We start from the raw sequence: 22,620 nt of genomic DNA, 5'->3' as shown, positions 1-22,620 counted from the left end.
ACCCGGCACAACCGCATTAGCTAAACATCACCTGCGCCCAGCGCGCCAGCCCTGCGGTAACGGAGCCAAAGTCATCCCCACCGGCAATCGGAATGCCCGGCAGCTGTTCCGCCAGCGCTTTCTTGATCAGCGGCGAACGGGCGCTACCGCCGGTCAAGTAGATCACATCCGGCTTCTCTTTGCCGTTCTCCAGCGCCAGCTGGACCTGCTCCAGAATGCGCTGCAGCGGCTGAGCAAGCGCCATTTCCAGCCCCTCCTGTGAAATCGCCGTGGTCAGATCCTCGCTGATAAACGGCAAGGAGACCGCACGTTCAGGACGGTCGGAAAGGGCGATTTTGCACTCCTCCGCAGTTCGCACCACGCGGTAGCTCAGGCGCTGACGCCACACTTTATACAGCAGGGCGACCTTCTCGGCATCCTGCGCGTCGCGCACCAGATCGTTGAGGAAGCGCCCGTTCGCGGTGCTGTAAAAATCACTCTGCGCCGGAACGTCGTTGATGGCAATCGCGTTCCACCACGGCAGGATCGGCAGGGCGATGCCTTTTTCCGTTTGCCCGCCCATGCCCAGCAGCGGCATCAGGCTCTTAAAGGCCAGGGCGATATCCAGATCGTTACCGCCTACGCGGCAGCCGCTGTGCCCGAGCAGGCTGTTTTCGCGGTCACGACGGTGATGCCACTGCGGTCCCATCAGCAGCAGCGAGCAGTCCGTTGTACCGCCCCCGATGTCGACGACCAGCACGCGCTTCTCTTCCGTCAGCGTGGCTTCAAAATCCAGCCCCGCCGCAACCGGCTCGTACTGAAACACCACGTCGCGGAATCCCGCCCGGTGCGCCGCACGTTCAAGGATCCCCTGCGCCTGCTGGTTGGCTTCGTCACCGCCCAGCCCCTGGAAGTTGATCGGGCGGCCAATCACCGCCTGGGTGATAGTATCCGGCACCTGCGACTGCGCCTGATTGCGGATATGCAGCATCATGGCGCACACCAGATCTTCAAACATCGCCACCTGCTGCGGCTTCAGGCCGCTCGCGCCGAGGAAGGACTTTGGCGATTTAACGAAGTAGACCTCTTCCGGGTCTTCAATGTAATGCCCGAGCGAGGAAAGGCCAAACTGCACGCTGGAAGGGGTAACGTCGATGTCTTCCTCGCGGTTAAAGCTGACCGCCCGACGCAGCAACGCCTGGGTTTCCGCCGCGGTAGCCGGAACCTGATGGTGGCGGAACAGCCACTCGCTCACCGCTTCGCGCGTTGGCGCGCAGAGCATTGACGGCAGCAGCGTGCTCTCTTTTTCCATTTTCAGAAGCTGCGGTTGGCCGTTTTGCATGATCGCAACCGAGCAGTTTGCCGTACCGTAGTCAAATCCAATAAACACGATTAATCCCCATGCCGGTGAGAAGGGGCGAGACTTTAACGAAATGTCTGCATCGCGACAACAGGAATATGAAAGCAAGGCGAAACAAGGTCTTTCCGTTTATGCTGATAAAAATAAAAAAGGAGCAGCGATGTATACCCTGACGTGGCAACCCCCTTACGACTGGCAGTGGATGTTTGGCTTTCTCGGCGCGCGTGCGGTGACGGGCATTGAAACCGTCACGAGCGACTACTACGAGCGCAGCTTTGCCTGCGACGGCCATCAGGGGATATTTCGCGTGACGCCGGATATCGCTACCCACACGCTGATTGTGACGCTCAGCCCGGGGTTGGTTCCGGTTGCGCAGACGTGTCTTGAACGCATCGCGCGCCTGTTCGATCTCGCCTGTAACCCGCAGCACATCGCGGATACGCTGGGGGATCTCGGCGCTGCCCGCCCCGGCTTGCGTCTGCCGGGGGCGATGGATGCGTACGAGCAGGGCGTACGGGCCATTCTCGGGCAGTTGGTCAGCGTGGCGATGGCGGCGAAACTGGCTTCCCGCGTTGTCGCCCTGTGCGGTGAGCCGGTGAAGGATGCACCGGGTTATGTCTGCTTTCCCTCCCCGCAAGCGCTGGCCGCTGCCGATCCGCTGGCGCTAAAGGCGCTCGGGATGCCGGTAAAACGCGCGGAGGCGCTGATTCATCTGGCGCAGTCGGTTGTTGACGGGACGTTTCCGTTGACGCCGCCCGAGGACGTTGAGGCGGGCATGAAGGCGCTACAGCAGCGGCCGGGCATCGGGCGCTGGACGGCAAATTACCTGGCCCTGAGAGGCTGGCAGGCGAAAGATGTGTTCCTGCCGGATGATTATCTGATTAAGCAACGCTTCGCCGGGATGACCCCTGCGCAGATCCGTCGTTACGCCGAGCGCTGGCAGCCGTGGCGCTCCTACGCGCTGCTGCACATCTGGTATACCGACGGCTGGACGCCGTCAGTTGATGGCGAAATAACTGGTGTTGAGCAGTAGATCCAGCGGCTGCGGCTCGGCGATGGTGTCGCCATAGATAAAATCAATGCCGATGCCGGAAAGCGTATCCATCATGATGGGCTGGTTGCAGGGGCCCGCGATGGTTTTCATCCCCAGACGCTGGGCGTGGCCCTGAACAATGGTCACCATCATCTCATCCATCAGATTACCATACACGTTGCTCACCACCTCGGCGTCGAGCATCAGATAATCGGCCATGTTCGGGCTCAGGTGGCTGAAGACGTTCATGTCGCGCCCTATCTGGCTGAAGATCACCCGGCAGCCCGCCTGGCGAAGCTTTTGCAGCCCTCGCTGCAGGTTCTCATCCGGATTACACACCACGTCGCTCGCGATAGCCAGATGCAGCAGACGGCCCGGCATGGGGCTGTTATCGAGCAGGTCGAGGAGTTCATCGACCAGCGTTACGCTGGCTAAACCGGCGGCAGAAAGCGGCAGTGCTACCCCCATCCCTTTACGGGCGACCTGTGCGGCAGAGGTGCGGAAAAACTCACCAAAGATACGTCTGTCGAGGGCGTGCAGCAGTTCGGGCTCCGCCAGACCAGAACGGAAGGCGTGCTCCTCCTGGACTTCACCCTGGCTGGTCCACAGGCGTAGCGAAATCAGCCAGAAGTTACAGCTTTCCGGTATGCGCGGGGAGGCGACGCTGCGGGCTATCATCATCAGATGATTGTCTTTGATCATATGCCACTGTTCGTCCAGCGACATCATGCTGCGCGCGCTCCGATCCCGCTCCTGCTGCGGTTCGTACACCGTCACGATGCCGCGGCCGCTGTTCTTCGAGGCATAACAGGCAATATCCGCCTGCGACATCACTTCTGACGCCTGGTTATTATGCTCATCAATCAGCGTGATCCCTGCGCTGGCGCCAATCCGGTGCAGGCGACCTTCCCACATAAAGTGATAGTCATTGATGGAATGGATCAAACGCCCGGTGATATAGCGCGCGCTCTCAATATTACAGTCCGGCAGCAGCAGCCCAAACTCGTCGCCGCCCAGGCGCGCCAGCACGTCGCTGGAGCGAAGCATGGTTAACATCATGGAAGAGAGTTCCCGCAGCAGGGCATCTCCCGCCGCATGGCCTGCGCTATCATTGACGGCTTTGAAGCGGTCCAGATCGATAAAGACCAGCGCATGACGCTGACGCGTCTCGCGAACGGTTTGCAGAAGCCGTTTGAGATGGTTTTCGAAGCTGACCCGATTTGCCAGGTGGGTGAGGGCATCGTGCGACGCGCTGTAGCTTAGCTGACGCAGCATTTTGCGCGACTCGGTGACGTCCTGAATAACGATCACCGAGCCAATACTGTGCCCATCAAGGGTACTGAGTGGCGTAATGCTGTAGTGGATATCAAACGATCCGCCGGTGCGGCAGTTCAGCACTACATCCTGGTCGATATCGGAGCGTGACATATCGCCGCTGTGAATATTCTCCATCAGCGGGCCCCGTTCCCCAAAGGTGATGTGTAACACCTTCAGGATCGGCTGGCCGATGGCCTCGGTCTGCAGCCAGCCGCTCATCTTCTCGGCGACCGGGTTCATAAAGGTGACGTTCATGTCGATATCGGTACAGAGCACCGCTTCGCCGATGGAGTCGAGCGTGATGTGCAGACGCTCTTTTTCCTGAAACAGCGCTTCGTTAAGCTCCTTCACCTCGGTCATGTCCATATTGATGCCGAGCAAACGTTCGACTTCACCCTCTTTATTCAGCACCCGGTTGGCCAGGGAGCGTATATGGCGCACGCCTTCCTTCACGCGGATACGGAATTCAAGCTTAAACGGCAGACGAGAAACCAGTGAATCCCGCAGCACCTGCTCCGCATGGGCGCGATCTTCCGGCAATATTCTTTCGTGCCAGAGCTGCCAGGTGGGCTTAATGTGCGGCGGAATTTCATACAGCTCAAACATCCGCTTATCCCAGCTGATGATGTCTGGCTCCAGATCCCACTCCCAGATGCCGATGCCGCCCGCTTCGTTGGCCAGCGTAATGCGCTCCATCAGCCGTTTATTGACCCACTCGGTCTGCTTCAGGTCGTTAATGTCTTCAATCTGGGCGATGAAATAGAGCGGTGAGCCATCGGCATGGCGCACGACGGAGACGGCCAGAAGCGCCCAGACGACCTCTCCGTTGCGCGTGTAATAGCGCTTTTCAAGGGTGTAGGTGTTGATCTCGCCGTTGACCAGCTGTTCCAGCTGTTCCAGGTCGGTATGCAAATCTTCCGGCCAGGTGAGCTGCTGGAAGGTGAGCGACTGTAGCTCGGTCTGGCTGTAACCGAGGAAATTGCACAGCGCCTTGTTGGCCTGAAGCCACTGGCCCTCCATGCTGACTAACGCCATACCGATGGCGGAATACTCCATTGCATTACGAAAGCGCTCTTCGCTCTCGGTGATGTGTTTGCGTTCGGCACGGAAGGCATACATCACCATGGTCATCACGTTAGCGGGGAGGAGGAGCATCAGGAACGGCAGCCACGGCGCGTTCATCATCGGCCCGGCATGTTGGGTGGTCAGCGCCGAAGGGTTATGGGCAATCATCAGTGAAACGACCATCACGGTAACCAGAAACACCATGAACGCTTCCATCCGCGGCAAGCGCACGGCGCTCCACATCAGCAGGACAATCACGCAGGTAAAGGGCCACGGCAGCCAGGTGATGGATGCCCAACTGAGGGCCAGCGTTACGGCCATGGTAACCAGGGTTTCCAGCAGCAATCTCGGGTCACGGTGGCGGAGCAGGTAATGGGATTTAAACAGCAGCCCCAGCGGCACCAGCGCCAGCGCGCCAATGGATTCAGATAGCACCCAGACGATGAAATTACGCAGCGGCTCAGGGCCGGGGATCAGAAGCGTCATCAGAATACCGCCCACCAGCGGTGGCACCACCGCGCTGCCTATTGCCAGGCGGATCCAGTCGTTTAAATTTTGCAGCGGGTTGTACCACGGAAGCAGCTTGCGCAGTAATACGGCACCGATGATGGCCTCAATAACGTTTATTGCGGTGTAGGTGGGGTTTATCGACGCCCAGGAGAACACCATCCACGAGGCCAGAATATTGCCAAATGAACAGGCCAGGGCTATCCCGGGCCACATTTTTCCTGCATGGCGGTAAAACGCCACCATCATAATGGCGGTAGGAAACCAGAGTGGCGCCAGCAGGGTACCGAAGCGGGTAAGCTCCAGCGAAAATAAGGTAAAGATAAAGGTGACCAGGCCCAGACAGACAAGTCGTAATAAAGGATGTGGGGTGGTAACCAAAACCCGCTGGTATTGTTTATTCATTACCGCTTTATCCAGAGACGCCATGCCGTCAGGAGAGAAGTGCGCACGAGTGAATTTGATAATTTGGTTTATGCTAGTACAAACAATTTACAATTCATATGGCGACTGCTCATAATTTGACATCATAGACTTATTAAATAGTTACTCGCTAAAAAATTCCTGTTAAACGCTGAAAAAACGGTCATTAAAATTTCTCTCAGGGAGCAATGCGCCACTTTTAAGCCTGTCTCGCAGAACCTGCGCATTCGACTGGTATCACGCCCGCGAAATCCCTATAATTGCCGCGTTTGACGCTCCGGCGTCGTCCTTCCTTAACATCCAGGTTATTCAGGTCGCTAAATTTATGACTGATAAGTCTCATCAGTGCGTCATTATAGGCATCGCCGGCGCATCGGCTTCAGGTAAAAGTCTAATTGCCAGTACGCTTTATCGCGAACTGCGTGAACAGGTAGGTGATGAGCATATCGGCGTCATTCCCGAAGACAGCTACTACAAAGATCAATCCCATCTGTCGATGGAAGAACGTGTAAAAACCAACTACGACCACCCGAATGCGATGGATCACAGTTTACTGTTCCAGCATTTAGAAGCGCTTAAGAGCGGCCAGGCGATCGAACTGCCCGTTTACAGTTACGTAGAACACACCCGTACCCAGGAAACGATCCGCATCGAGCCGAAGAAGGTCATTATCCTTGAAGGCATCCTGCTCCTGACCGATGCTCGCCTGCGTGAATCCATGAACTTCTCCATCTTCGTCGATACCCCGCTGGATATCTGCCTGATGCGCCGCATTAAGCGTGACGTTAACGAGCGCGGCCGTTCGATGGACTCCGTCATGGCGCAATACCAGAAAACGGTCCGTCCGATGTTCCTGCAGTTTATTGAACCATCCAAACAATACGCCGATATCATCGTGCCTCGCGGGGGCAAAAACCGCATTGCTATTGATATCTTAAAAGCGAAAATCAGCCAGTTTTTTGAATAAGCCGCGCGAATTGTGTACCGTTCAGAGATAACTTGGTTTTACCCTGAGCGTTCAACGGCTCAGGGTACGATGCATGAAAGGAGAAAGAACCATGCGTCTTTGCGATCGTGATATTGAAGCCTGGCTGGATGAAGGCCGCTTGTCTATTACCCCACGTCCCCCCGTGGAGCGCATCAATGGGGTGACCGTTGATGTACGGTTGGGGAATAAATTCCGCACCTTTAGCGGTCATACCGCGCCGTTCATCGACCTCAGCGGGCCGAAGGATGAAGTCAGCGCCGCGCTCGATCGCGTCATGAGTGATGAAATCATCATTGACGAAGGTGAAGCTTTTTATCTGCACCCGGGTGAACTGGCGCTGGCGGTGACGTATGAATCCGTGACCCTGCCTGCGGATCTCGTCGGCTGGCTTGATGGCCGTTCTTCTCTGGCCCGCCTGGGGTTGATGGTTCACGTGACCGCGCACCGTATCGACCCAGGCTGGTCCGGCCGTATCGTGCTGGAGTTCTTCAATGCCGGTAAACTGCCGCTGGCGCTGCGCCCCCGAATGATGATCGGTGCGTTAAGCTTTGAACCGCTGACAGGCCCGGCAGACAGGCCTTATAACCGCCGCCAGGACGCAAAATACCGCGACCAGCAGGGTGCGGTTGCCAGCCGTATTGATAAAGACTGATCGTTAGTCCATTGAGGATGCCATGAGAAGAGTTCTGACAACGCTGATGATTTTGCTGGTAGTGCTGGTTGCTGGCCTTTCGGCGTTGGTTCTGCTGGTTAACCCGAATGATTTCCGCGCTTACATGGTGCGGCAGGTCGAGGCACGCAGTGGTTACCAACTGAAGCTTGACGGGCCGCTGCGCTGGCACGTCTGGCCGCAGCTCAGCATTCTCTCTGGCCGCATGTCGTTAACCGCGCCGGGCGCGGCACAGCCGCTGGTCTCTGCGGACAACATGCGTCTCGATGTGGCGCTGATCCCGCTCATCTCCCATCAGCTGCAGGTTAATCAGGTGATGCTGAAGGGCGCGGTCATTCAGCTTACCCCTCAGACCGAAGCCGTGCGCGACGCGAATGCGCCGGTTGCGCCGCGCGAGAATACCTTACCGGATGAACCGTCCGATACGGGCTGGTCCTTTGATATAGGCAAACTGAAAGTGGCCGATAGCGTGCTGGTGTTCCAGCATGAGGATCAGGAGCAGGTCACCGTTCGTAACATCAGCCTGCAGATGGAACAGGATGAACACCATCTTGCGTCGCTGGAATTTAGCGGACGGATAAACCGCGACCAGCGCGATCTGTCCCTCTCGTTGAATGCAAACGTGAATGCGTCGGACTACCCGCATCAGCTGACGGCCGACATCCAGCAGCTTAGCTGGCAGCTGACGGGAGCGGATCTCCCAACCCAGGGGATCGCCGGGCAGGGGACGCTGCAGGCCGTATGGCGCGAAGAGCAAAAACAGCTGGCGCTGGATAACCTTAACCTGCAGGCCAACGACAGCAGCCTGAAAGGGCAGGCGAGCGTCACGCTCGACGATAAGCCGAAGTGGGTGCTGAACCTGCAGTTTGACAAGCTCAACCTGGAGAACATCCTGCCACCGGTGCCGGCAAGCGCAACGGACAGCGATGCCGTGCAGACGGGGCAAAGCCAGTCACCGGTGTCGCGTCCGGTTATCTCATCCAACCTTGAACAGCCTGACTATAACGTGCTGCGCGGCTTCACGGCGGATATTCTGCTGAAAGCCAACAGCGTGCGCTGGCGCGGTATTGATTTTACCGACGTGAGCGGCCAGATGTTCAACCACAACGGGTTGCTGGTAATTTCAGAACTGAGCGGCAAAATGGGGGCGGGTCACCTGTCACTTCCGGGTACGCTGGACGTGCGTAAGGACGTTGCCAGCGCTGAATTCCAGCCGCGTCTCGACAACGTTGAGATTGGCAGCATCCTCAAAGCCTTTAACTATCCGATATCCCTGACGGGTCAGCTGACGCTGGCGGGCGATTTCTCAGGCACCAAAATTGATGCCAACGCCTTCCGCCGTGAGTGGCAGGGCGAGGCGCATGTTGACCTGAAAGATTCGCGAATGGAAGGGCTCAACTTCCAGCAGCTGGTTCAGCAGGCGGTGGAGCGCAGCAGCGATGTTAAAGCCCAGGAAAACTACGACAGCGCAACTCGCCTCGACAGCTTCACCACTGACCTGACGCTGGATAACGGGGTGCTGACGCTGGCCGGGATGCAGGGAACTTCATCTATGCTGTCGTTAACCGGAGAAGGCTCGCTGGATCTGGTCAAAGAGACGGCGGACACGCGCTTTAACGTCCGGGTGCTTTCCGGCTGGCAGGGCGAAAGCAAGCTGATTGACTTCCTCAAAGAGACGCCGGTTCCGCTTAGCGTATACGGCAAATGGCAGGCGCTGAACTACAGCCTTCAGGTAGATCAGATCCTGCGTAAGCATCTGCAGGATGAAGCGAAGCGCCGGCTCAACAGCTGGGCGGATCGTAATAAAGATTCCCAGAACGGCAAGGATGTGAAGAAGCTGCTGGATAAGCTTTGACGGCGGTGTGGCCTGATGGCCTCACCCCGACCCTCTCCCACGGGAGAGAGAGCAAACACTAAAACGGCAACGGGGTTGCCGTTTTGTTTTACCTAAACCTCAAAATCCAGCTCATCCTCATCCCGCAGTGGAATAAGCTGCACTTTCTGCACGCGATGGTTTTCAATCTGCAGGGTTTTAAGCAGATAGTCGCCCACCTGAACCTCTTCTCCCGGCTGCGGGATGCGCTGCAAATACTCCATCAGCAGACCGGCAATGGTGTGGTATTCCCGTTTTTCATCCAGCGGTAGCGGCACGTACTGCACAAGGTCTTCCAGCGGCATGTGGCCGTTGGCCGTCCACGAGCCGTCAGCGTTTTTCTGAATGTCGTGGCGGGCATCAATCTCATCCACCTCGTTTGGCAGATTACCGGCGATGGTTTCCATTACGTCGCTGAGCGTGACCAGCCCTTCCACCGAACCAAATTCATCCACCACAAACGCGAAGTGGGTGCGCGCGTTGCGGAACTGCTCCAGCGCGGAGAGCAGCGGAAGCGCTTCCGGGAAGACCAGCGGCTGGCGTACCAGTGCGCGCAGGTTGAGCGGCTCGGCGTGCAGCTGCTGCTGGAGCAGGTCAATCACGTGTACCACCCCCAGCAGTTCCTCTTCCTCTTCACCGCCGGTGACCACCACGCGGGTGTGCTGGTTTTTATCCAGCAGGGCGCGGATCTGCTCTTCCGGTGCCGTGAGGTCAATATGCTCAATGTCATGCCGGGAGGTCATGATGCTGCTGACCGTGCGCTGATTCAGGTTGAGCACGCGCTCGATCATCAGCCGCTCCTGCGGGTTAAAGATTTGCCCGTCGCTGTGATCGGCCAACAGGGCAGAGGATTCGGCGTCCAGCTCGGCATCCTCTTTCCTGCCGCTCAACAGGCGCATAACGGTGTCGGCCGTGCGCTGGCGCAGGGTCTGATTCGCGGAGAGAAACCGGCGGCGGTTAAATATCGCCAGCTGGTTGAGCGCTTCAATCATGACGGAGAAGCCAATGGCGGCGTACAGGTAGCCTTTCGGAATGTGGAAGCCGAAACCGTCGGCGACCAGGCTGAAGCCAATCATCAGCAAGAAGCTGAGACAGAGGATCACGATTGTCGGGTGGCTGTTCACAAAGCGGGTCAGTGCTTTGCTCGCCATCACCATCAGCGTGATGGCGATGATTACCGCGGCCATCATGACGGCGAGATGGTCCACCATCCCGACGGCGGTAATCACCGAATCCAGGGAGAAGACTGCATCGAGCACCACAATTTGCGCCACCACCGGCCAGAATCTCGCCCCGCGTCGCTGGGTCGGGTTCTCGCTGTCCTTGCCTTCGAGCCGCTCGTTAAGCTCCACCGTGGCTTTGAACAGCAGGAACAGCCCGCCGAAGAGCATGATCAGGTCGCGCGCGCTAAAGCTCAGGCCGCGAACAGAGAACAGAGGCTGAGTGAGCGTGACCATCCAGGAGATAGAGGCCAGCAGCAGTAAACGCATCACCATCGCCAGCAGCAGACCCGTCACGCGCGCGCGGTCGCGCTGGGAAGGGGGCAGTTTTTCAGCGAGGATGGCGATAAACACCAGATTATCAATACCGAGCACTAATTCGATGACGACCAGCGTCACCAGCCCGGCCCAGATTGATGGATCGGCAATCCATTCCATAGTAATAGCAATACCTTCTGTTATATGACGAATGTCACACTTCGATCATGGATAAAGCTGGGGGAAAATGCAATGTCGGGCTGAGATTTCTCTTAATACGATGCGTAAAAAAGAGAGCAGTCTCAGGTGAGTGTAAATAAGCAAAATACGTATATTTTATTATTCAGAGTGCCTTTTAGGATATATCGCAGATAATGGTTTTTACTCTCTTTTTGTCAATATAAAGAAAATCCTAAAAGGTCAAAACTTTGCTCTTAATATTAATCTTAAAAACAGATATTAGGACAGTTGTCTCCTTGCCTGCTATTAGGTTAGCTGCAACAATTCTCCCAGCATCAAATGTTAAATCTTGTTGTTGCTATTATTGTTTTGGTCTTCGGAATGGTCATTCATTATCCGTTGTGTATTTCAAGCGGCTGATATATTTCCAGAAGACCTTACTCAAGAGGGTGTCTATCCATAACACATTGTTTAGTCAGTGGATTGGTAACTGAAAGCCAAGGGCGGTAGCGTGCCTGAAAGCGTGTGAATCAGCCTCGATTATTCTGTCAATAGCCAATGGATGAATAAGCTTTTTTTAGGACTGATGCCAGTTATATTTCTATTTGATTAACTGCATGCTGAAACCCAATACGTCTCAGGCTTATTTAAATTGCACAGGATAATTACTCTGCCAAAGTGATAAATAATCAATGATGAAATCCAAAATGAAATTGATGCCATTATTGGTGTCTGTGACCTTGATGAGTGGTTGCACGGTCTTTCCCGGCAGCAATATGTCAACAATGGGTAAGGATGTGATCAAGCAACAGGATGCCGATTTTGATCTCGACAAAATGGTGAATGTTTATCCACTTACGCCACGTCTGGTCGAACAATTACGTCCACGTCCGAATGTTGCCCAGCCGAATATGTCTCTGGACCAGGAAATTGCCTCCTATCAGTATCGCGTGGGGCCGGGTGACGTGATCAACGTGACCGTCTGGGATCACCCTGAACTGACCACGCCTGCGGGCCAGTACCGTAGCTCAAGCGACACCGGGAACTGGGTACAGTCAGATGGCACCATGTTCTATCCGTACATTGGTAAAGTGCATGTCGCCGGGAAAACGCTTGCCGAGATCCGTAGTGATATTACCGGCCGCTTAGCGCAGTACATCGCCGACCCGCAGGTGGACGTTAATATCGCCGCATTCCGCTCGCAAAAAGCCTATATCTCCGGTCAGGTGAATAAATCCGGCCAGCAGGCCATCACCAACGTTCCGCTCACCGTTCTGGACGCCATTAACGCCGCGGGCGGCTTAACCGACGGCGCCGACTGGCGCAACGTGGTGCTGACCCACAACGGCAAAGAGCAGCGCATTTCGCTGCAGGCGCTGATGCAAAACGGCGACCTGACCCAGAACCGCCTGCTCTATCCGGGCGATATTCTCTACGTACCACGCAACGACGATCTGAAAGTCTTCGTGATGGGTGAAGTGAAGAAACAGAGCACCCTCAAAATGGACTTCAGCGGCATGACCCTGACCGAAGCGCTGGGCAATGCTGAAGGTATCGATCTGACCACCTCTAACGCGACCGGTATCTTCGTCATCCGTCCGCTGAAGGGTGAAGGCAGTGCGAAGGGCAAGATTGCCAACATCTACCAGCTGGATATGTCCGATGCGACGTCTCTGGTGATGGCGACGGAGTTCCGTCTCCAGCCATACGATGTGGTTTACGTCACCACCGCGCCGGTTGCCCGCTGGAACCGTCTGATCAACCAGTTGCTGCCAACCATCAGTGGCGTTCGCTACATGACGGATACGGCGCGCGACATTCATACCTGGTAATCCGCGATGTTTAACAAAATTCTGGTGGTATGCGTGGGGAACATTTGCCGTTCCCCCACGGCTGAACGGCTGTTGAAACAGTACCAGCCCGAGTTAACGGTCGAGTCCGCAGGGCTGGGCGCGCTGGTGGGCAAAGGTGCCGACGAGCGCGCCGCGAGCGTGGCCCGCGATCACAACCTCTCTCTTGACGGGCATATCGCCCGCCAGGTCACCGGCCGCATGTGCCGGGAGTATGACCTGATTCTGGCAATGGAAAAACGCCATATTCATGCGCTATGCGATATCGCTCCGGAGATGCGCGGCAAGGTGATGCTGTTTGGTCACTGGGACAACGAACGCGAAATCCCCGATCCGTATCGCAAGAGCCATGAAGCCTTCGAGGCGGTTTACACCTTACTTGACCAGTCTGCCCAACAGTGGGCGCAGGCACTGAAAGCTCAGCAGGGATAACAATGACAGAAAAAACAAGACCTTCTGCCGCCCCGACTTCGGGCAGTGATGAAATTGATATTGGTCGCCTGGTCGGCACGGTTATCGAGGCAAAGTGGTGGGTGCTTGGCATTACCGCCGTGTTTGCCGCAGCGGCCGTCGTGTATACGCTGTTCGCTACACCTATCTACAGCGCCGACGCGCTGGTGCAGATCGAGCAGAATACCGGCAACTCGCTGGTGCAGGATATCGGCTCCGCGCTGGCGAACAAACCGCCAGCATCCGACGCTGAAATTCAGCTGATCCAGTCGCGTCTGGTGCTGGGTAAAACGGTTCACGACCTCGGACTCGACATCTCCGTCACCAAAAATACGTTCCCGATCTTCGGTGCCGGCTGGGACCGTCTGATGGGGCGCAGCAATGACACCGTAAAGGTCACTGACTTTGTGCTGCCGAAAGGGGCGGGGGATCAAACCTTCACCCTGACGGTGCTGGGCCCGAAACAGTATCAGCTGACCAGCGATGCGGGCTTTAGCGCACGCGGCGAAGTGGGGCAGATGCTGAACAAAGATGGCGTTAGCATGATGGTTAGCGCGATCCACGCCCAGGAGGGCGGTGAATTCACCGTCACCAAATTCTCCACGCTGGGAATGATCAACAATCTGCAGAACAACCTGACCGTCACGGAAAACGGTAAGGACACCGGCGTGCTGAGCATGACCTTTACCGGTGAAGATAAGGATCAAATTCGCGACATCCTGAACAGCATTACCCGCAACTACCTTGAGCAGAACGTCGAGCGCAAGTCGGCGGAAGCGGCGAAAAGCCTGGCGTTCCTCGCTAAACAGCTCCCTGAAGTGCGTGCCCGTCTGGACGATGCCGAGAACAAGCTGAACGCCTACCGTCAGGATAAAGACTCCGTCGACCTGCCGCTGGAGGCGAAATCGGTTCTCGACTCGATGGTGAATATTGATGCGCAGCTCAACGAGCTGACCTTCAAAGAGGCGGAGATTTCCAAGCTTTACACCAAACGCCACCCGGCCTACCGCACGCTGCTGGAGAAGCGCCGCACTCTCGAAGAGGAGAAGGCAAAGCTGAACGACCGCGTGACCGCGATGCCGAAAACGCAGCAGGAGATCGTGCGTCTGACCCGCGACGTGGAATCCGGACAGCAGGTTTACATGCAGCTGCTGAACAAACAGCAGGAGTTGAAAATCACCGAGGCCAGCACCGTGGGTGACGTGCGCATCGTCGACCCGGCCATTACCCAGCCTGGCGTACTGAAGCCGAAGAAAGCGCTGATTATTCTCGGCAGCATCATTCTTGGCCTGATGCTCTCTATCGTTGGCGTGCTGCTGCGCTCGCTGTTCAACCGCGGTATCGAAAGCCCGCAGGTGCTGGAAGAGAGTGGTATCAACGTCTATGCCAGCATTCCGCTGTCTGAGTGGCAAAAATCCCGTGACAGCGTCAAGACCATCAAGGGCGTTAAGCGTTACAAACAGAGCCAGCTGCTGGCCGTGGGTAACCCAACCGACCTGGCGATTGAAGCGATCCGCAGCCTGCGTACCAGTCTGCACTTCGCCATGATGCAGGCTAAAAACAACGTCCTGATGTTAACCGGCGTCAGCCCGTCAATCGGTAAGACCTTTGTCTGTGCCAACCTGGCGGCCGTGGTGAGCCAGACCAACAAGCGCGTGCTGCTGATCGACTGCGATATGCGTAAGGGTTATACCCACGAACTGCTGGGCACCAACAACGTGAACGGTCTGTCGGAAATCCTGCTGGGTCAGGGAGAGATTAGCCAGAGCGCCAAGCCGACCTCGATTCCGAGATTCGACCTGATCCCGCGTGGTCAGGTGCCGCCGAACCCGTCTGAACTGCTGATGAGCGAACGCTTCACCCAGCTGATTGAGTGGGCGAGCAAAAACTATGACCTGGTGCTTATCGATACGCCGCCAATTCTGGCCGTGACCGATGCCGCCGTGGTTGGCCGTCATGCGGGTACCACGCTGATGGTGGCACGCTATGCGGTGAACACCCTGAAGGAAGTGGAAACCAGCCTGAGCCGCTTCGAGCAGAACGGCATTGAGGTGAAAGGGGTCATCCTGAACTCCATCTTCCGTCGTGCGACCGGGTACCAGGATTACGGTTATTACGAGTACGAATACAAGTCTGACAGCAAATAACAAAACACCCCCCCTCACCCTAACCCTCTCTCCTGAGGGGAGAGGGAACTGTCCGGTGCCGCCTTTCACCCTCTCCCCTCAGGGGAGAGGGCCGGGGTGAGGGGTAGGAGGAAAAGATGACCACACAACGCCCTTTAGTTTCTATCTATATGCCGACATGGAACCGTCAGCAGCTGGCGATCCGCGCTATTAAGTCGGTCTTACGTCAGGATTACGATAACTGGGAACTGATCATCGTGGATGACTGTTCTTCCTCGTATGAACAGCTGCAAAAATTTGTCACCGAACTCAACGATCCGCGCGTGATGTATACCCATAACCCGATTAACTCCGGGGCGTGCGCGGTGCGTAATCAGGCGATTATGCAGGCCAAAGGGCAGTATCTGACCGGCATCGACGATGACGACGAATGGACGCCGAACCGCCTGTCCGTCTTCCTTTCGCATAAAGAGCAGCTGGTCACGCACGCTTTTCTGTATGCCAACGACTATGTCTGCCAGGGCGAGGTTTACTCGCAGCCCGCGAGCCTGCCGCTGTACCCGAAATCACCGTACTCTCGTCGCCTGTTCTACAAGCGCAACATTATCGGTAATCAGGTCTTTACCTGGGCCTGGCGCTTTAAGGAGTGCCTGTTCGATACCGAGCTGAAGGCCGCGCAGGATTACGACATCTTCTTGCGGATGGTGGTGGAGTACGGCGAGCCGTGGAAAGTGGAAGAGGCCACGCAGATCCTGCACATCAACCACGGGGAGATGCAGATCACCTCCTCACCGAAGAAGTTTTCAGGCTACTTCCATTTTTACCGCAAGCACAAGGACAAGTTTGACCGTGCCAGCCGCAAGTATCAGCTCTTTACCCTGTATCAGATCCGCAATAAGCGCATGAACTGGCGCACGCTGCTGACGCTGCTGTCGGTGCGTAACGGCAAGCGTCTCGCTGACGGGCTTCGGGGGAAATAATGTTTCTTGAAGATTGCCGCGCAAACAGCTGGAGCCTTCGCCCGTGCTGCATGGTTCTGGCGTACCGCATCGCGCACTTTTGCTCGGTGTGGCGCAAGAAAAACGTACTGAACAATATCTGGGCGGCACCGATTCTGGTGCTGTACCGCATCATCACCGAATGCTTTTTTGGCTATGAAATCCAGGCCGCTGCCACCATTGGCCGCCGCTTTACCATCCACCACGGCTATGCGGTCGTCATTAACAAGTTCGTGGTTGCGGGCGATGATTTCACCATTCGCCACGGTGTGACGATCGGCAACCGCGGGCCGGACAGCCTGGCCTGCCCGGTGATCGGCAATAACGTCGAGCTGGGGGCGAACGTGGTGATGATTGGCGACATTACGATTGGTAACAACGTGACGATCGGGGCGGGCAGCGTGGTGCTGGACAGCATTCCGGATAACGCGCTGGTGGTGGGAGAGAAAGCCCGCGTGAAGGTGATTAAATGAACATTCTGCAATTTAATGTACGCCTCGCAGAAGGCGGAGCGGCAGGCGTGGCGCTGGATCTGCACCAGCGTGCCCTGCAAAAAGGACTTCAATCCCGGTTTATTTACGGCTACGGCAAAGGCGGCAAGAAAAGCGTCAGCCATGATAACTTCCCGCAGGTGCACAAGCACACGCCGCGTCTGACCTCTGTTGCCAACATTGCGCTGTTCCGCCTGTTTAACCGCGATCTGTTTGGCAACCTGAACAGTCTTTATCGCACCGTGACCCGCACTACCGGCCCGGTTGTGCTGCATTTTCACGTGCTGCACAGCTACTGGCTGAATCTGGAAGAGGTGGTGGCGTTTTGTCAGAAGGTGCAGGCCCACAAGCCCGACACCCGCTTCGTCTGGACGCTGCACGATCACTGGAGCGTAACCGGACGCTGCGCGTTTACCGACGGCTGCGAAGGCTGGAAAGATAGCTGCCAGAAATGCCCGACGTTGAGCAACTATCCGCCGGTGAAGGTGGATCGCGCGCATCAGCTGGTAGATGGAAAGCGTCAGTTGTTCCGCGACATGCTTTCGCTCGGCTGCACGTTTATCTCCCCGAGCCAGCACGTGGCCGACGCCTTCAACAGCCTGTATGGGGCAGGGCGTTGTCAGATTATCAACAACGGTATCGACGTGGCGACGGAAGCCATCCTGGCCGAGCTGACGCCGGTGGCGGAAACCGCGGGCAAACCGAAAATTGCCATCGTTGCGCACGATCTGCGCTACGACGGCAAAACCAACCAGCAGCTGGTGCGCGACATGATGGCGCTCGGCGACAAAATTGAACTGCATACCTTTGGCAAATTCTCGCCGTTCGAAGGCGCTAACGTGGTGAATCACGGGTTTGAAACCGACAAGCGCAAGCTGATGAGCGCCCTGAATGGTATGGACGCACTGGTGTTCAGCTCTCGCGTTGATAATTACCCGCTGATCCTCTGCGAGGCGCTCTCCATCGGCGTGCCGGTGATTGCCACCCACAGCGATGCAGCGCGCGAAGTGCTGGAAAAATCGGGCGGAAAAACCTTCGCCGCGCACGAGGTCCTGCCTCTGGTGCAGCTGCCGAAGGCGCAGATCGCCGAGGCCGTTTTTGGCACTGACCTGGAATCGTTCCGCAACCGCAGCCGCAAGGCCTACAGTGGACAACAGATGCTGGAGGAGTATGTCTCGTTCTATCAGAATCTGTAGTTATCTGCTGCTGCCGCTGATCTACCTGCTGGTCAACGTTAAAATTGCCCAGCTCGGCGAAAGCTTCCCGATAACCATCGTGACTTTTTTGCCCGTTCTGCTTCTGCTGTATGTCGATAAAATCAACCTGAAGAAGCTGATGATTGCCCTGGGGCTGGGCACGGGCCTGACGCTGTTTAACTACATCTTTGGCCAGTCGCTGGATGCCAGTAAATACGTCACTTCAACCATGCTGTTTGTTTATATCGTTATTATTATTGGTATGGTCTGGAGTATTCGCTTCAAAACTATTTCACCGCACAATTATCGGAAAATCCTCAGGTTCTTTTATATTGCCGTTGCGTTAATTGTTGTGCTTGCCGCACTGGAAATGGCGCAGATTATTTTGACCGGTGGCAGCAGCCTGATGGAGATAATTTCGAAATATCTCATTTACAGTAACAGCTATGTACTGAACTTCATTAAGTTTGGTGGTAAGCGTACAACGGCGCTCTATTTTGAACCGGCGTTTTTCGCTCTGGCGTTAATCTCAATTTGGCTCAGCATCAAACAGTTTGGTATCAAAACGCCTAAGACCGATGCTATGATTCTTGCAGGAATCGTTCTGTCTGGATCGTTCTCAGGGGTAATGACATTTATCCTGTTTTACCTGCTGGAGTGGGCGTTCCAGTACCTGAACAAAGATGCGATTAAGAAAAAACTGCCGCTGGCGATAATCTCTCTGACGGTATTTTTAGTGGGCGTCATATTCGCGTTTCCGTACATTTCAGAACGTCTGGGTGATTTGGGAACGGAAGGGTCATCGTCCTATTATCGCATCATTGGTCCGCTGGTGATGGTGGGTTATTCCTTAACCCATATCGATGGTGTAGTAAGATTCGGCTCACTTTACGAATATGTTGCATCATTCGGAATCTTTAACGGTGCGGATGTCGGTAAAACCATAGACAATGGTCTGTATCTGTTAATTATTTATTTTTCATGGTTCGCCGTACTGTTGACGCTGTGGTATCTGTTTAAAGTTTTCAAAATGATGATCAACGCGTTTGGTGATAACCAGAACTTTCGCGTGCAGCTTTATCTTTTTACGCCGGTGTCGCTGTTTTTTACCGGGTCAATATTTAGCCCGGAATATGCTTTCTTGATTGTCTGTCCGTTTATTTTGCGTAAGGCGCTTAATATTACGAACGTATGACGAAATGAGGTGATTTATGTTTCTTAGCGTCATTACTGTCGCTTTTCGTAATTACGAAGGGGTGGTAAAAACCTGGCGCTCGCTGCGCAACCTGGCGCGCGATCCAAGCCTCACCTTTGAGTGGATCGTGGTCGACGGCGGCTCGAACGATGGCACGGCGGAGTTTCTGGAAAAACTCAACGGTGAGTTCAACTTACGCTACATCAGCGAGAAAGATAAAGGCATCTACGATGCGATGAACAAGGGCATTACTATGGCCCAGGGCCGTTATGCCATCTTCCTCAACTCCGGCGATATTTTCCACGACGACGTGGCGCTGTTTGCTCGTCAGCTGGCGCGCCAGAAAGAGGATGCCATGTATATTGGCGATGCGCTGCTCGACTTTGGCGACGGGCATAAAGTCTGCCGCAGCGCCAAGCCAGGCTGGTATATCTACCACAGCTTGCCGGCCAGCCATCAGGCCATTTTCTTCCCGGTAAACGGTCTGAAAAAACAGCCTTACGATTTGCAGTACAAGGTGTCATCCGATTATGCGCTGGCCGCCAGCCTGTATAAATCAGGTTACCCGTTCCGTCGAATTAAAGGGCTGGTATCTGAATTTTCGATGGGCGGCGTGTCAACGTCTAATAATCTGGAATTATGCCAGGATGCAAAAAAGGTGCAGCGTCAAATATTACGCGTGCCGGGATTCTGGGCGGAATTGTCTTATTTATTACGCCTGCGTACCACAGGTAAAACGAAAACCTTATATAACAAAGCCTGAATATAAGGAAACGCAATGCAGGATTTAAAAGGTTTCTCCGTGCCGAAAGGTTTTCGGGGCGGGAACGGTATTAAGGTACAGCTGTGGTGGGCGGTTCAGGCAACCTTATTTGCCTGGTCGCCGCAAATACTGTACCGCTGGCGAGCCTTTTTATTGCGCCTGTTTGGCGCAAAAATCGGAAAAAACGTAGTTATTCGACCTTCGGTAAAGATTACCTACCCCTGGAAATTAACCCTCGGGGATTACGCCTGGGTAGGGGATGACGCGGTGTTATATACCCTGGGCGAGATTACGATTGGCGCAAATTCGGTGGTTTCACAGAAGTGTTATTTGTGCACCGGCAGCCACGACTTTATGAGCCCGCATTTTGATATTACCGCTTCGCCTATTGTGATCGGTGAAAAGTGCTGGCTGGCAACGGATGTTTTTGTTGCACCAGGTATTTCTGTTGGCGATGGCACGGTAGTCGGTGCCCGCAGCAGCGTTTTTAAATCGCTACCGGCAAATAAAGTTTGCCGTGGCAACCCCGCAGTGGTGATACGCGAACGCGTTGAAACTGATTAAATTCATAAGTAGAGGAATATAAACATGTCTAAAGTCGCTCTCATCACCGGCGTTACCGGGCAGGATGGTTCTTACCTGGCAGAACTGCTGCTGGAGAAAGGGTATGAAGTGCACGGTATTAAACGTCGTGCCTCTTCATTCAACACCGAACGTGTGGATCACATTTATCAGGATCCTCACGCGGCAAACCCGAAATTCCACCTGCACTACGGCGACCTGACCGATACCTCCAACCTGACCCGTATCCTGCAGGAAGTACAGCCGGATGAAGTGTACAACCTGGGGGCGATGAGCCACGTTGCGGTCTCCTTCGAGTCCCCGGAATACACTGCTGACGTTGACGCCATGGGTACCCTGCGTCTGCTGGAGGCGATTCGCTTCCTCGGTCTTGAGAAGAAAACTCGCTTCTACCAGGCATCTACCTCCGAGCTGTACGGCCTGGTGCAGGAAATTCCACAGAAAGAGACCACGCCGTTCTACCCGCGCTCTCCGTATGCGGTAGCAAAACTGTACGCCTACTGGATCACCGTGAACTACCGTGAATCCTACGGTATGTACGCCTGTAACGGCATTCTGTTCAACCACGAATCCCCGCGCCGCGGCGAAACCTTCGTGACCCGTAAAATCACCCGCGCGATCGCCAACATTGCTCAGGGTCTGGAATCTTGCCTGCACCTCGGCAACATGGACTCCCTGCGTGACTGGGGCCATGCCAAAGACTACGTGAAAATGCAGTGGATGATGCTGCAGCAGGAACAGCCAGAAGACTTCGTTATCGCGACCGGCGTGCAGTACTCCGTGCGTCAGTTCGTTGAGATGGCTGCGGCGCAGTTGGGCATCAAACTGCGCTTCGAAGGCACCGGCGTGGAAGAGAAGGGTATCGTTGTATCCGTGACCGGCCACGACGCGCCGGGCGTGAAGCCAGGCGACGTAATTGTCCAGGTTGACCCGCGCTACTTCCGTCCTGCTGAAGTAGAAACCCTGCTGGGCGACCCAACCAAAGCGCACGAGAAGCTGGGCTGGAAACCAGAAACCACTCTGCAGGAGATGGTCTCTGAGATGGTGGCCAAAGATCTTGAAGCAGCGAAAAAACACTCCCTGCTCAAGTCTCATGGCTACGAGGTTGCCATCGCGCTGGAGTCCTGAGAATGACAAAACAACGTATTTTTGTCGCCGGTCATCGCGGAATGGTGGGTTCCGCGATTGTCCGCCAGCTGGAACAGCGCGGTGACGTAGAGGTGATTGTCCGCACCCGTGACGAGCTGAACCTGCTCGACAGCCGTGCGGTACAGGACTTCTTTGCCAACGAACGCATTGACCAGGTGTATCTGGCGGCGGCGAAGGTGGGCGGCATTGTCGCTAACAACACCTACCCGGCGGATTTCATCTACGAGAACATGATGATCGAGAGCAACATCATTCACGCGGCGCATCTGCACAACGTGAACAAGCTGCTGTTCCTCGGTTCATCCTGTATCTACCCGAAGATGGCGAAGCAGCCGATTGCCGAGAGCGAACTGTTGCAGGGCACGCTTGAAGCGACTAACGAGCCGTATGCGATTGCCAAAATTGCCGGGATCAAGCTGTGCGAGTCCTACAACCGTCAGTACAACCGCGACTATCGCTCGGTGATGCCGACCAACCTGTACGGACCGCACGACAACTTCCACCCGAGCAACTCGCACGTGATCCCGGCGCTGCTGCGTCGCTTCCACGAGGCGACTGCCGAAAACGCCCCGGACGTGGTGGTGTGGGGCAGCGGGACGCCAATGCGCGAGTTCCTGCACGTGGACGACATGGCGGCTGCCAGCATTCACGTGATGGAGCTGGATCGTGAGGTGTGGCAGGAAAACACCGAGCCGATGCTGTCGCACATTAACGTGGGTACCGGCGTGGACTGCACCATCCGCGAGCTGGCGCAGACCATCGCGCAGGTGGTGGGCTACAAGGGCCGCGTAGTGTTTGACGCGACTAAACCGGACGGCACGCCGCGCAAGCTGCTGGACGTGACCCGTCTGCATCAGCTGGGCTGGTATCACGAGGTCTCACTGGAGCAGGGGCTGGCCAGCACCTACCAGTGGTTCCTGGAAAACCAGCACCGCTTCCGGGGGTAA

18 protein-coding genes are annotated in these 22,620 nt (G+C 55.6%); 15 read left to right on the top strand and 3 right to left on the bottom strand.

What is annotated here, in order from left to right; genetic code table 11:
• Positions 1–16: 16 nt before the first annotated feature.
• A complete protein-coding gene (yegD, locus tag INF73_RS03775) occupies positions 17–1,369 on the bottom strand; it encodes a molecular chaperone (RefSeq protein WP_193542244.1) in 1,353 nt (450 codons plus the stop codon).
• A 130-nt stretch (positions 1,370–1,499) separates the two neighbouring features.
• On the opposite strand from yegD, the gene alkA reads away from it, so the two are divergent.
• A complete protein-coding gene (gene alkA, locus INF73_RS03770) occupies positions 1,500–2,372 on the top strand; it encodes a DNA-3-methyladenine glycosylase 2 (RefSeq protein WP_041909100.1) in 873 nt (290 codons plus the stop codon).
• Here the strand turns inward: alkA and INF73_RS03765 are convergent.
• Positions 2,337–5,666, bottom strand: a complete 3,330-nt coding sequence (locus INF73_RS03765; RefSeq protein WP_193542242.1) for a diguanylate cyclase — start codon at positions 5,664–5,666, stop codon at positions 2,337–2,339. The genes alkA and INF73_RS03765 overlap by 36 nt on opposite strands.
• Before the next feature lie 343 nt (positions 5,667–6,009).
• Here INF73_RS03765 and udk point away from each other — a divergent pair, with 343 nt between their 5' ends.
• From udk to asmA, 3 genes are all read left to right on the top strand, one after another.
• On the top strand, positions 6,010–6,651 hold the full coding sequence (gene udk / locus INF73_RS03760; RefSeq protein WP_008500855.1) for a uridine kinase: 642 nt from the start codon (positions 6,010–6,012) through the stop codon (positions 6,649–6,651).
• A gap of 91 nt (positions 6,652–6,742) precedes the next feature.
• The gene (gene dcd, locus INF73_RS03755; RefSeq protein WP_193542267.1) at positions 6,743–7,324 is read left to right on the top strand and encodes a dCTP deaminase; all 582 of its coding nucleotides are present in this window, start codon (positions 6,743–6,745) and stop codon (positions 7,322–7,324) included.
• 22 nt (positions 7,325–7,346) lie between these two features.
• Positions 7,347–9,197, top strand: a complete 1,851-nt coding sequence (asmA, locus tag INF73_RS03750) for an outer membrane assembly protein AsmA (protein ID WP_048959508.1) — start codon at positions 7,347–7,349, stop codon at positions 9,195–9,197.
• 92 nt (positions 9,198–9,289) lie between these two features.
• Here asmA and INF73_RS03745 read toward each other — a convergent pair whose 3' ends face one another.
• Positions 9,290–10,873 (bottom strand): TerC family protein, encoded by a 1,584-nt coding sequence (locus INF73_RS03745; RefSeq protein ID WP_193542240.1) that lies wholly within the window; start codon positions 10,871–10,873, stop codon positions 9,290–9,292.
• Positions 10,874–11,565: 692 nt separating this feature from the next.
• Here INF73_RS03745 and INF73_RS03740 point away from each other — a divergent pair.
• The 11 genes from INF73_RS03740 to INF73_RS03690 all read left to right on the top strand — a co-directional run bounded on the left by INF73_RS03740 (position 11,566) and on the right by INF73_RS03690 (position 22,620).
• The gene (locus INF73_RS03740) at positions 11,566–12,705 is read left to right on the top strand and encodes a polysaccharide export protein (RefSeq protein WP_014170829.1); all 1,140 of its coding nucleotides are present in this window, start codon (positions 11,566–11,568) and stop codon (positions 12,703–12,705) included.
• Between the two features lie 6 nt (positions 12,706–12,711).
• Positions 12,712–13,155, top strand: a complete 444-nt coding sequence (gene wzb, locus INF73_RS03735; RefSeq protein WP_041909108.1) for a low molecular weight protein-tyrosine-phosphatase Wzb — start codon at positions 12,712–12,714, stop codon at positions 13,153–13,155.
• Positions 13,156–13,157: 2 nt separating this feature from the next.
• On the top strand, positions 13,158–15,320 hold the full coding sequence (gene wzc / locus INF73_RS03730) for a tyrosine-protein kinase Wzc (RefSeq protein ID WP_041909110.1): 2,163 nt from the start codon (positions 13,158–13,160) through the stop codon (positions 15,318–15,320).
• A gap of 116 nt (positions 15,321–15,436) precedes the next feature.
• On the top strand, positions 15,437–16,279 hold the full coding sequence (gene wcaA, locus INF73_RS03725; RefSeq protein WP_028013800.1) for a colanic acid biosynthesis glycosyltransferase WcaA: 843 nt from the start codon (positions 15,437–15,439) through the stop codon (positions 16,277–16,279).
• A complete protein-coding gene (wcaB, locus tag INF73_RS03720; protein WP_045260418.1) occupies positions 16,279–16,770 on the top strand; it encodes a colanic acid biosynthesis acetyltransferase WcaB in 492 nt (163 codons plus the stop codon). The genes wcaA and wcaB overlap by 1 nt, the downstream gene beginning before the upstream one ends.
• On the top strand, positions 16,767–17,984 hold the full coding sequence (wcaC, locus tag INF73_RS03715; RefSeq protein ID WP_041909114.1) for a colanic acid biosynthesis glycosyltransferase WcaC: 1,218 nt from the start codon (positions 16,767–16,769) through the stop codon (positions 17,982–17,984). Before wcaB ends, wcaC begins: the two co-directional genes overlap by 4 nt.
• Positions 17,959–19,179, top strand: a complete 1,221-nt coding sequence (gene wcaD / locus INF73_RS03710) for a colanic acid polymerase WcaD (RefSeq protein WP_028013797.1) — start codon at positions 17,959–17,961, stop codon at positions 19,177–19,179. Before wcaC ends, wcaD begins: the two co-directional genes overlap by 26 nt.
• Before the next feature lie 16 nt (positions 19,180–19,195).
• Positions 19,196–19,942: a colanic acid biosynthesis glycosyltransferase WcaE gene (wcaE, locus tag INF73_RS03705; protein WP_028013796.1), complete on the top strand. Its 747-nt coding sequence runs from the start codon at positions 19,196–19,198 to the stop codon at positions 19,940–19,942.
• 15 nt (positions 19,943–19,957) lie between these two features.
• Positions 19,958–20,506, top strand: a complete 549-nt coding sequence (wcaF, locus tag INF73_RS03700; RefSeq protein ID WP_045260414.1) for a colanic acid biosynthesis acetyltransferase WcaF — start codon at positions 19,958–19,960, stop codon at positions 20,504–20,506.
• Positions 20,507–20,530: 24 nt separating this feature from the next.
• Positions 20,531–21,652, top strand: coding sequence for a GDP-mannose 4,6-dehydratase (gene gmd / locus INF73_RS03695; RefSeq protein WP_003863514.1), 1,122 nt, complete (start codon positions 20,531–20,533; stop codon positions 21,650–21,652).
• 2 nt (positions 21,653–21,654) lie between these two features.
• On the top strand, positions 21,655–22,620 hold the full coding sequence (locus INF73_RS03690; RefSeq protein ID WP_024908102.1) for a GDP-L-fucose synthase: 966 nt from the start codon (positions 21,655–21,657) through the stop codon (positions 22,618–22,620).

Source organism: Enterobacter cloacae complex sp. P6RS, from assembly GCF_014982245.1.
Lineage (GTDB): Bacteria > Pseudomonadota > Gammaproteobacteria > Enterobacterales > Enterobacteriaceae > Enterobacter > Enterobacter bugandensis.
The sequence above is the reverse complement of the archived record's forward strand: the minus strand, read 5'-3'. Positions and strand labels throughout refer to the sequence as shown.

Bases quoted from the DNA above. Each gene is read 5' to 3' on its own strand.
- alkA (WP_041909100.1), top strand. From the start codon at position 1,500: ATGTATACCCTGACGTGGCAACCCCCTTACGACTGGCAGTGGATGTTT.
- INF73_RS03765 (WP_193542242.1), bottom strand. From the start codon at position 5,666: ATGAATAAACAATACCAGCGGGTTTTGGTTACCACCCCACATCCTTTA.
- udk (WP_008500855.1), top strand. From the start codon at position 6,010: ATGACTGATAAGTCTCATCAGTGCGTCATTATAGGCATCGCCGGCGCA.
- dcd (WP_193542267.1), top strand. From the start codon at position 6,743: ATGCGTCTTTGCGATCGTGATATTGAAGCCTGGCTGGATGAAGGCCGC.
- asmA (WP_048959508.1), top strand. From the start codon at position 7,347: ATGAGAAGAGTTCTGACAACGCTGATGATTTTGCTGGTAGTGCTGGTT.
- INF73_RS03745 (WP_193542240.1), bottom strand. From the start codon at position 10,873: ATGGAATGGATTGCCGATCCATCAATCTGGGCCGGGCTGGTGACGCTG.
- INF73_RS03740 (WP_014170829.1), top strand. From the start codon at position 11,566: ATGATGAAATCCAAAATGAAATTGATGCCATTATTGGTGTCTGTGACC.
- wzb (WP_041909108.1), top strand. From the start codon at position 12,712: ATGTTTAACAAAATTCTGGTGGTATGCGTGGGGAACATTTGCCGTTCC.
- wzc (WP_041909110.1), top strand. From the start codon at position 13,158: ATGACAGAAAAAACAAGACCTTCTGCCGCCCCGACTTCGGGCAGTGAT.
- wcaA (WP_028013800.1), top strand. From the start codon at position 15,437: ATGACCACACAACGCCCTTTAGTTTCTATCTATATGCCGACATGGAAC.
- wcaB (WP_045260418.1), top strand. From the start codon at position 16,279: ATGTTTCTTGAAGATTGCCGCGCAAACAGCTGGAGCCTTCGCCCGTGC.
- wcaC (WP_041909114.1), top strand. From the start codon at position 16,767: ATGAACATTCTGCAATTTAATGTACGCCTCGCAGAAGGCGGAGCGGCA.
- wcaD (WP_028013797.1), top strand. From the start codon at position 17,959: ATGTCTCGTTCTATCAGAATCTGTAGTTATCTGCTGCTGCCGCTGATC.
- wcaE (WP_028013796.1), top strand. From the start codon at position 19,196: ATGTTTCTTAGCGTCATTACTGTCGCTTTTCGTAATTACGAAGGGGTG.
- wcaF (WP_045260414.1), top strand. From the start codon at position 19,958: ATGCAGGATTTAAAAGGTTTCTCCGTGCCGAAAGGTTTTCGGGGCGGG.
- gmd (WP_003863514.1), top strand. From the start codon at position 20,531: ATGTCTAAAGTCGCTCTCATCACCGGCGTTACCGGGCAGGATGGTTCT.
- INF73_RS03690 (WP_024908102.1), top strand. From the start codon at position 21,655: ATGACAAAACAACGTATTTTTGTCGCCGGTCATCGCGGAATGGTGGGT.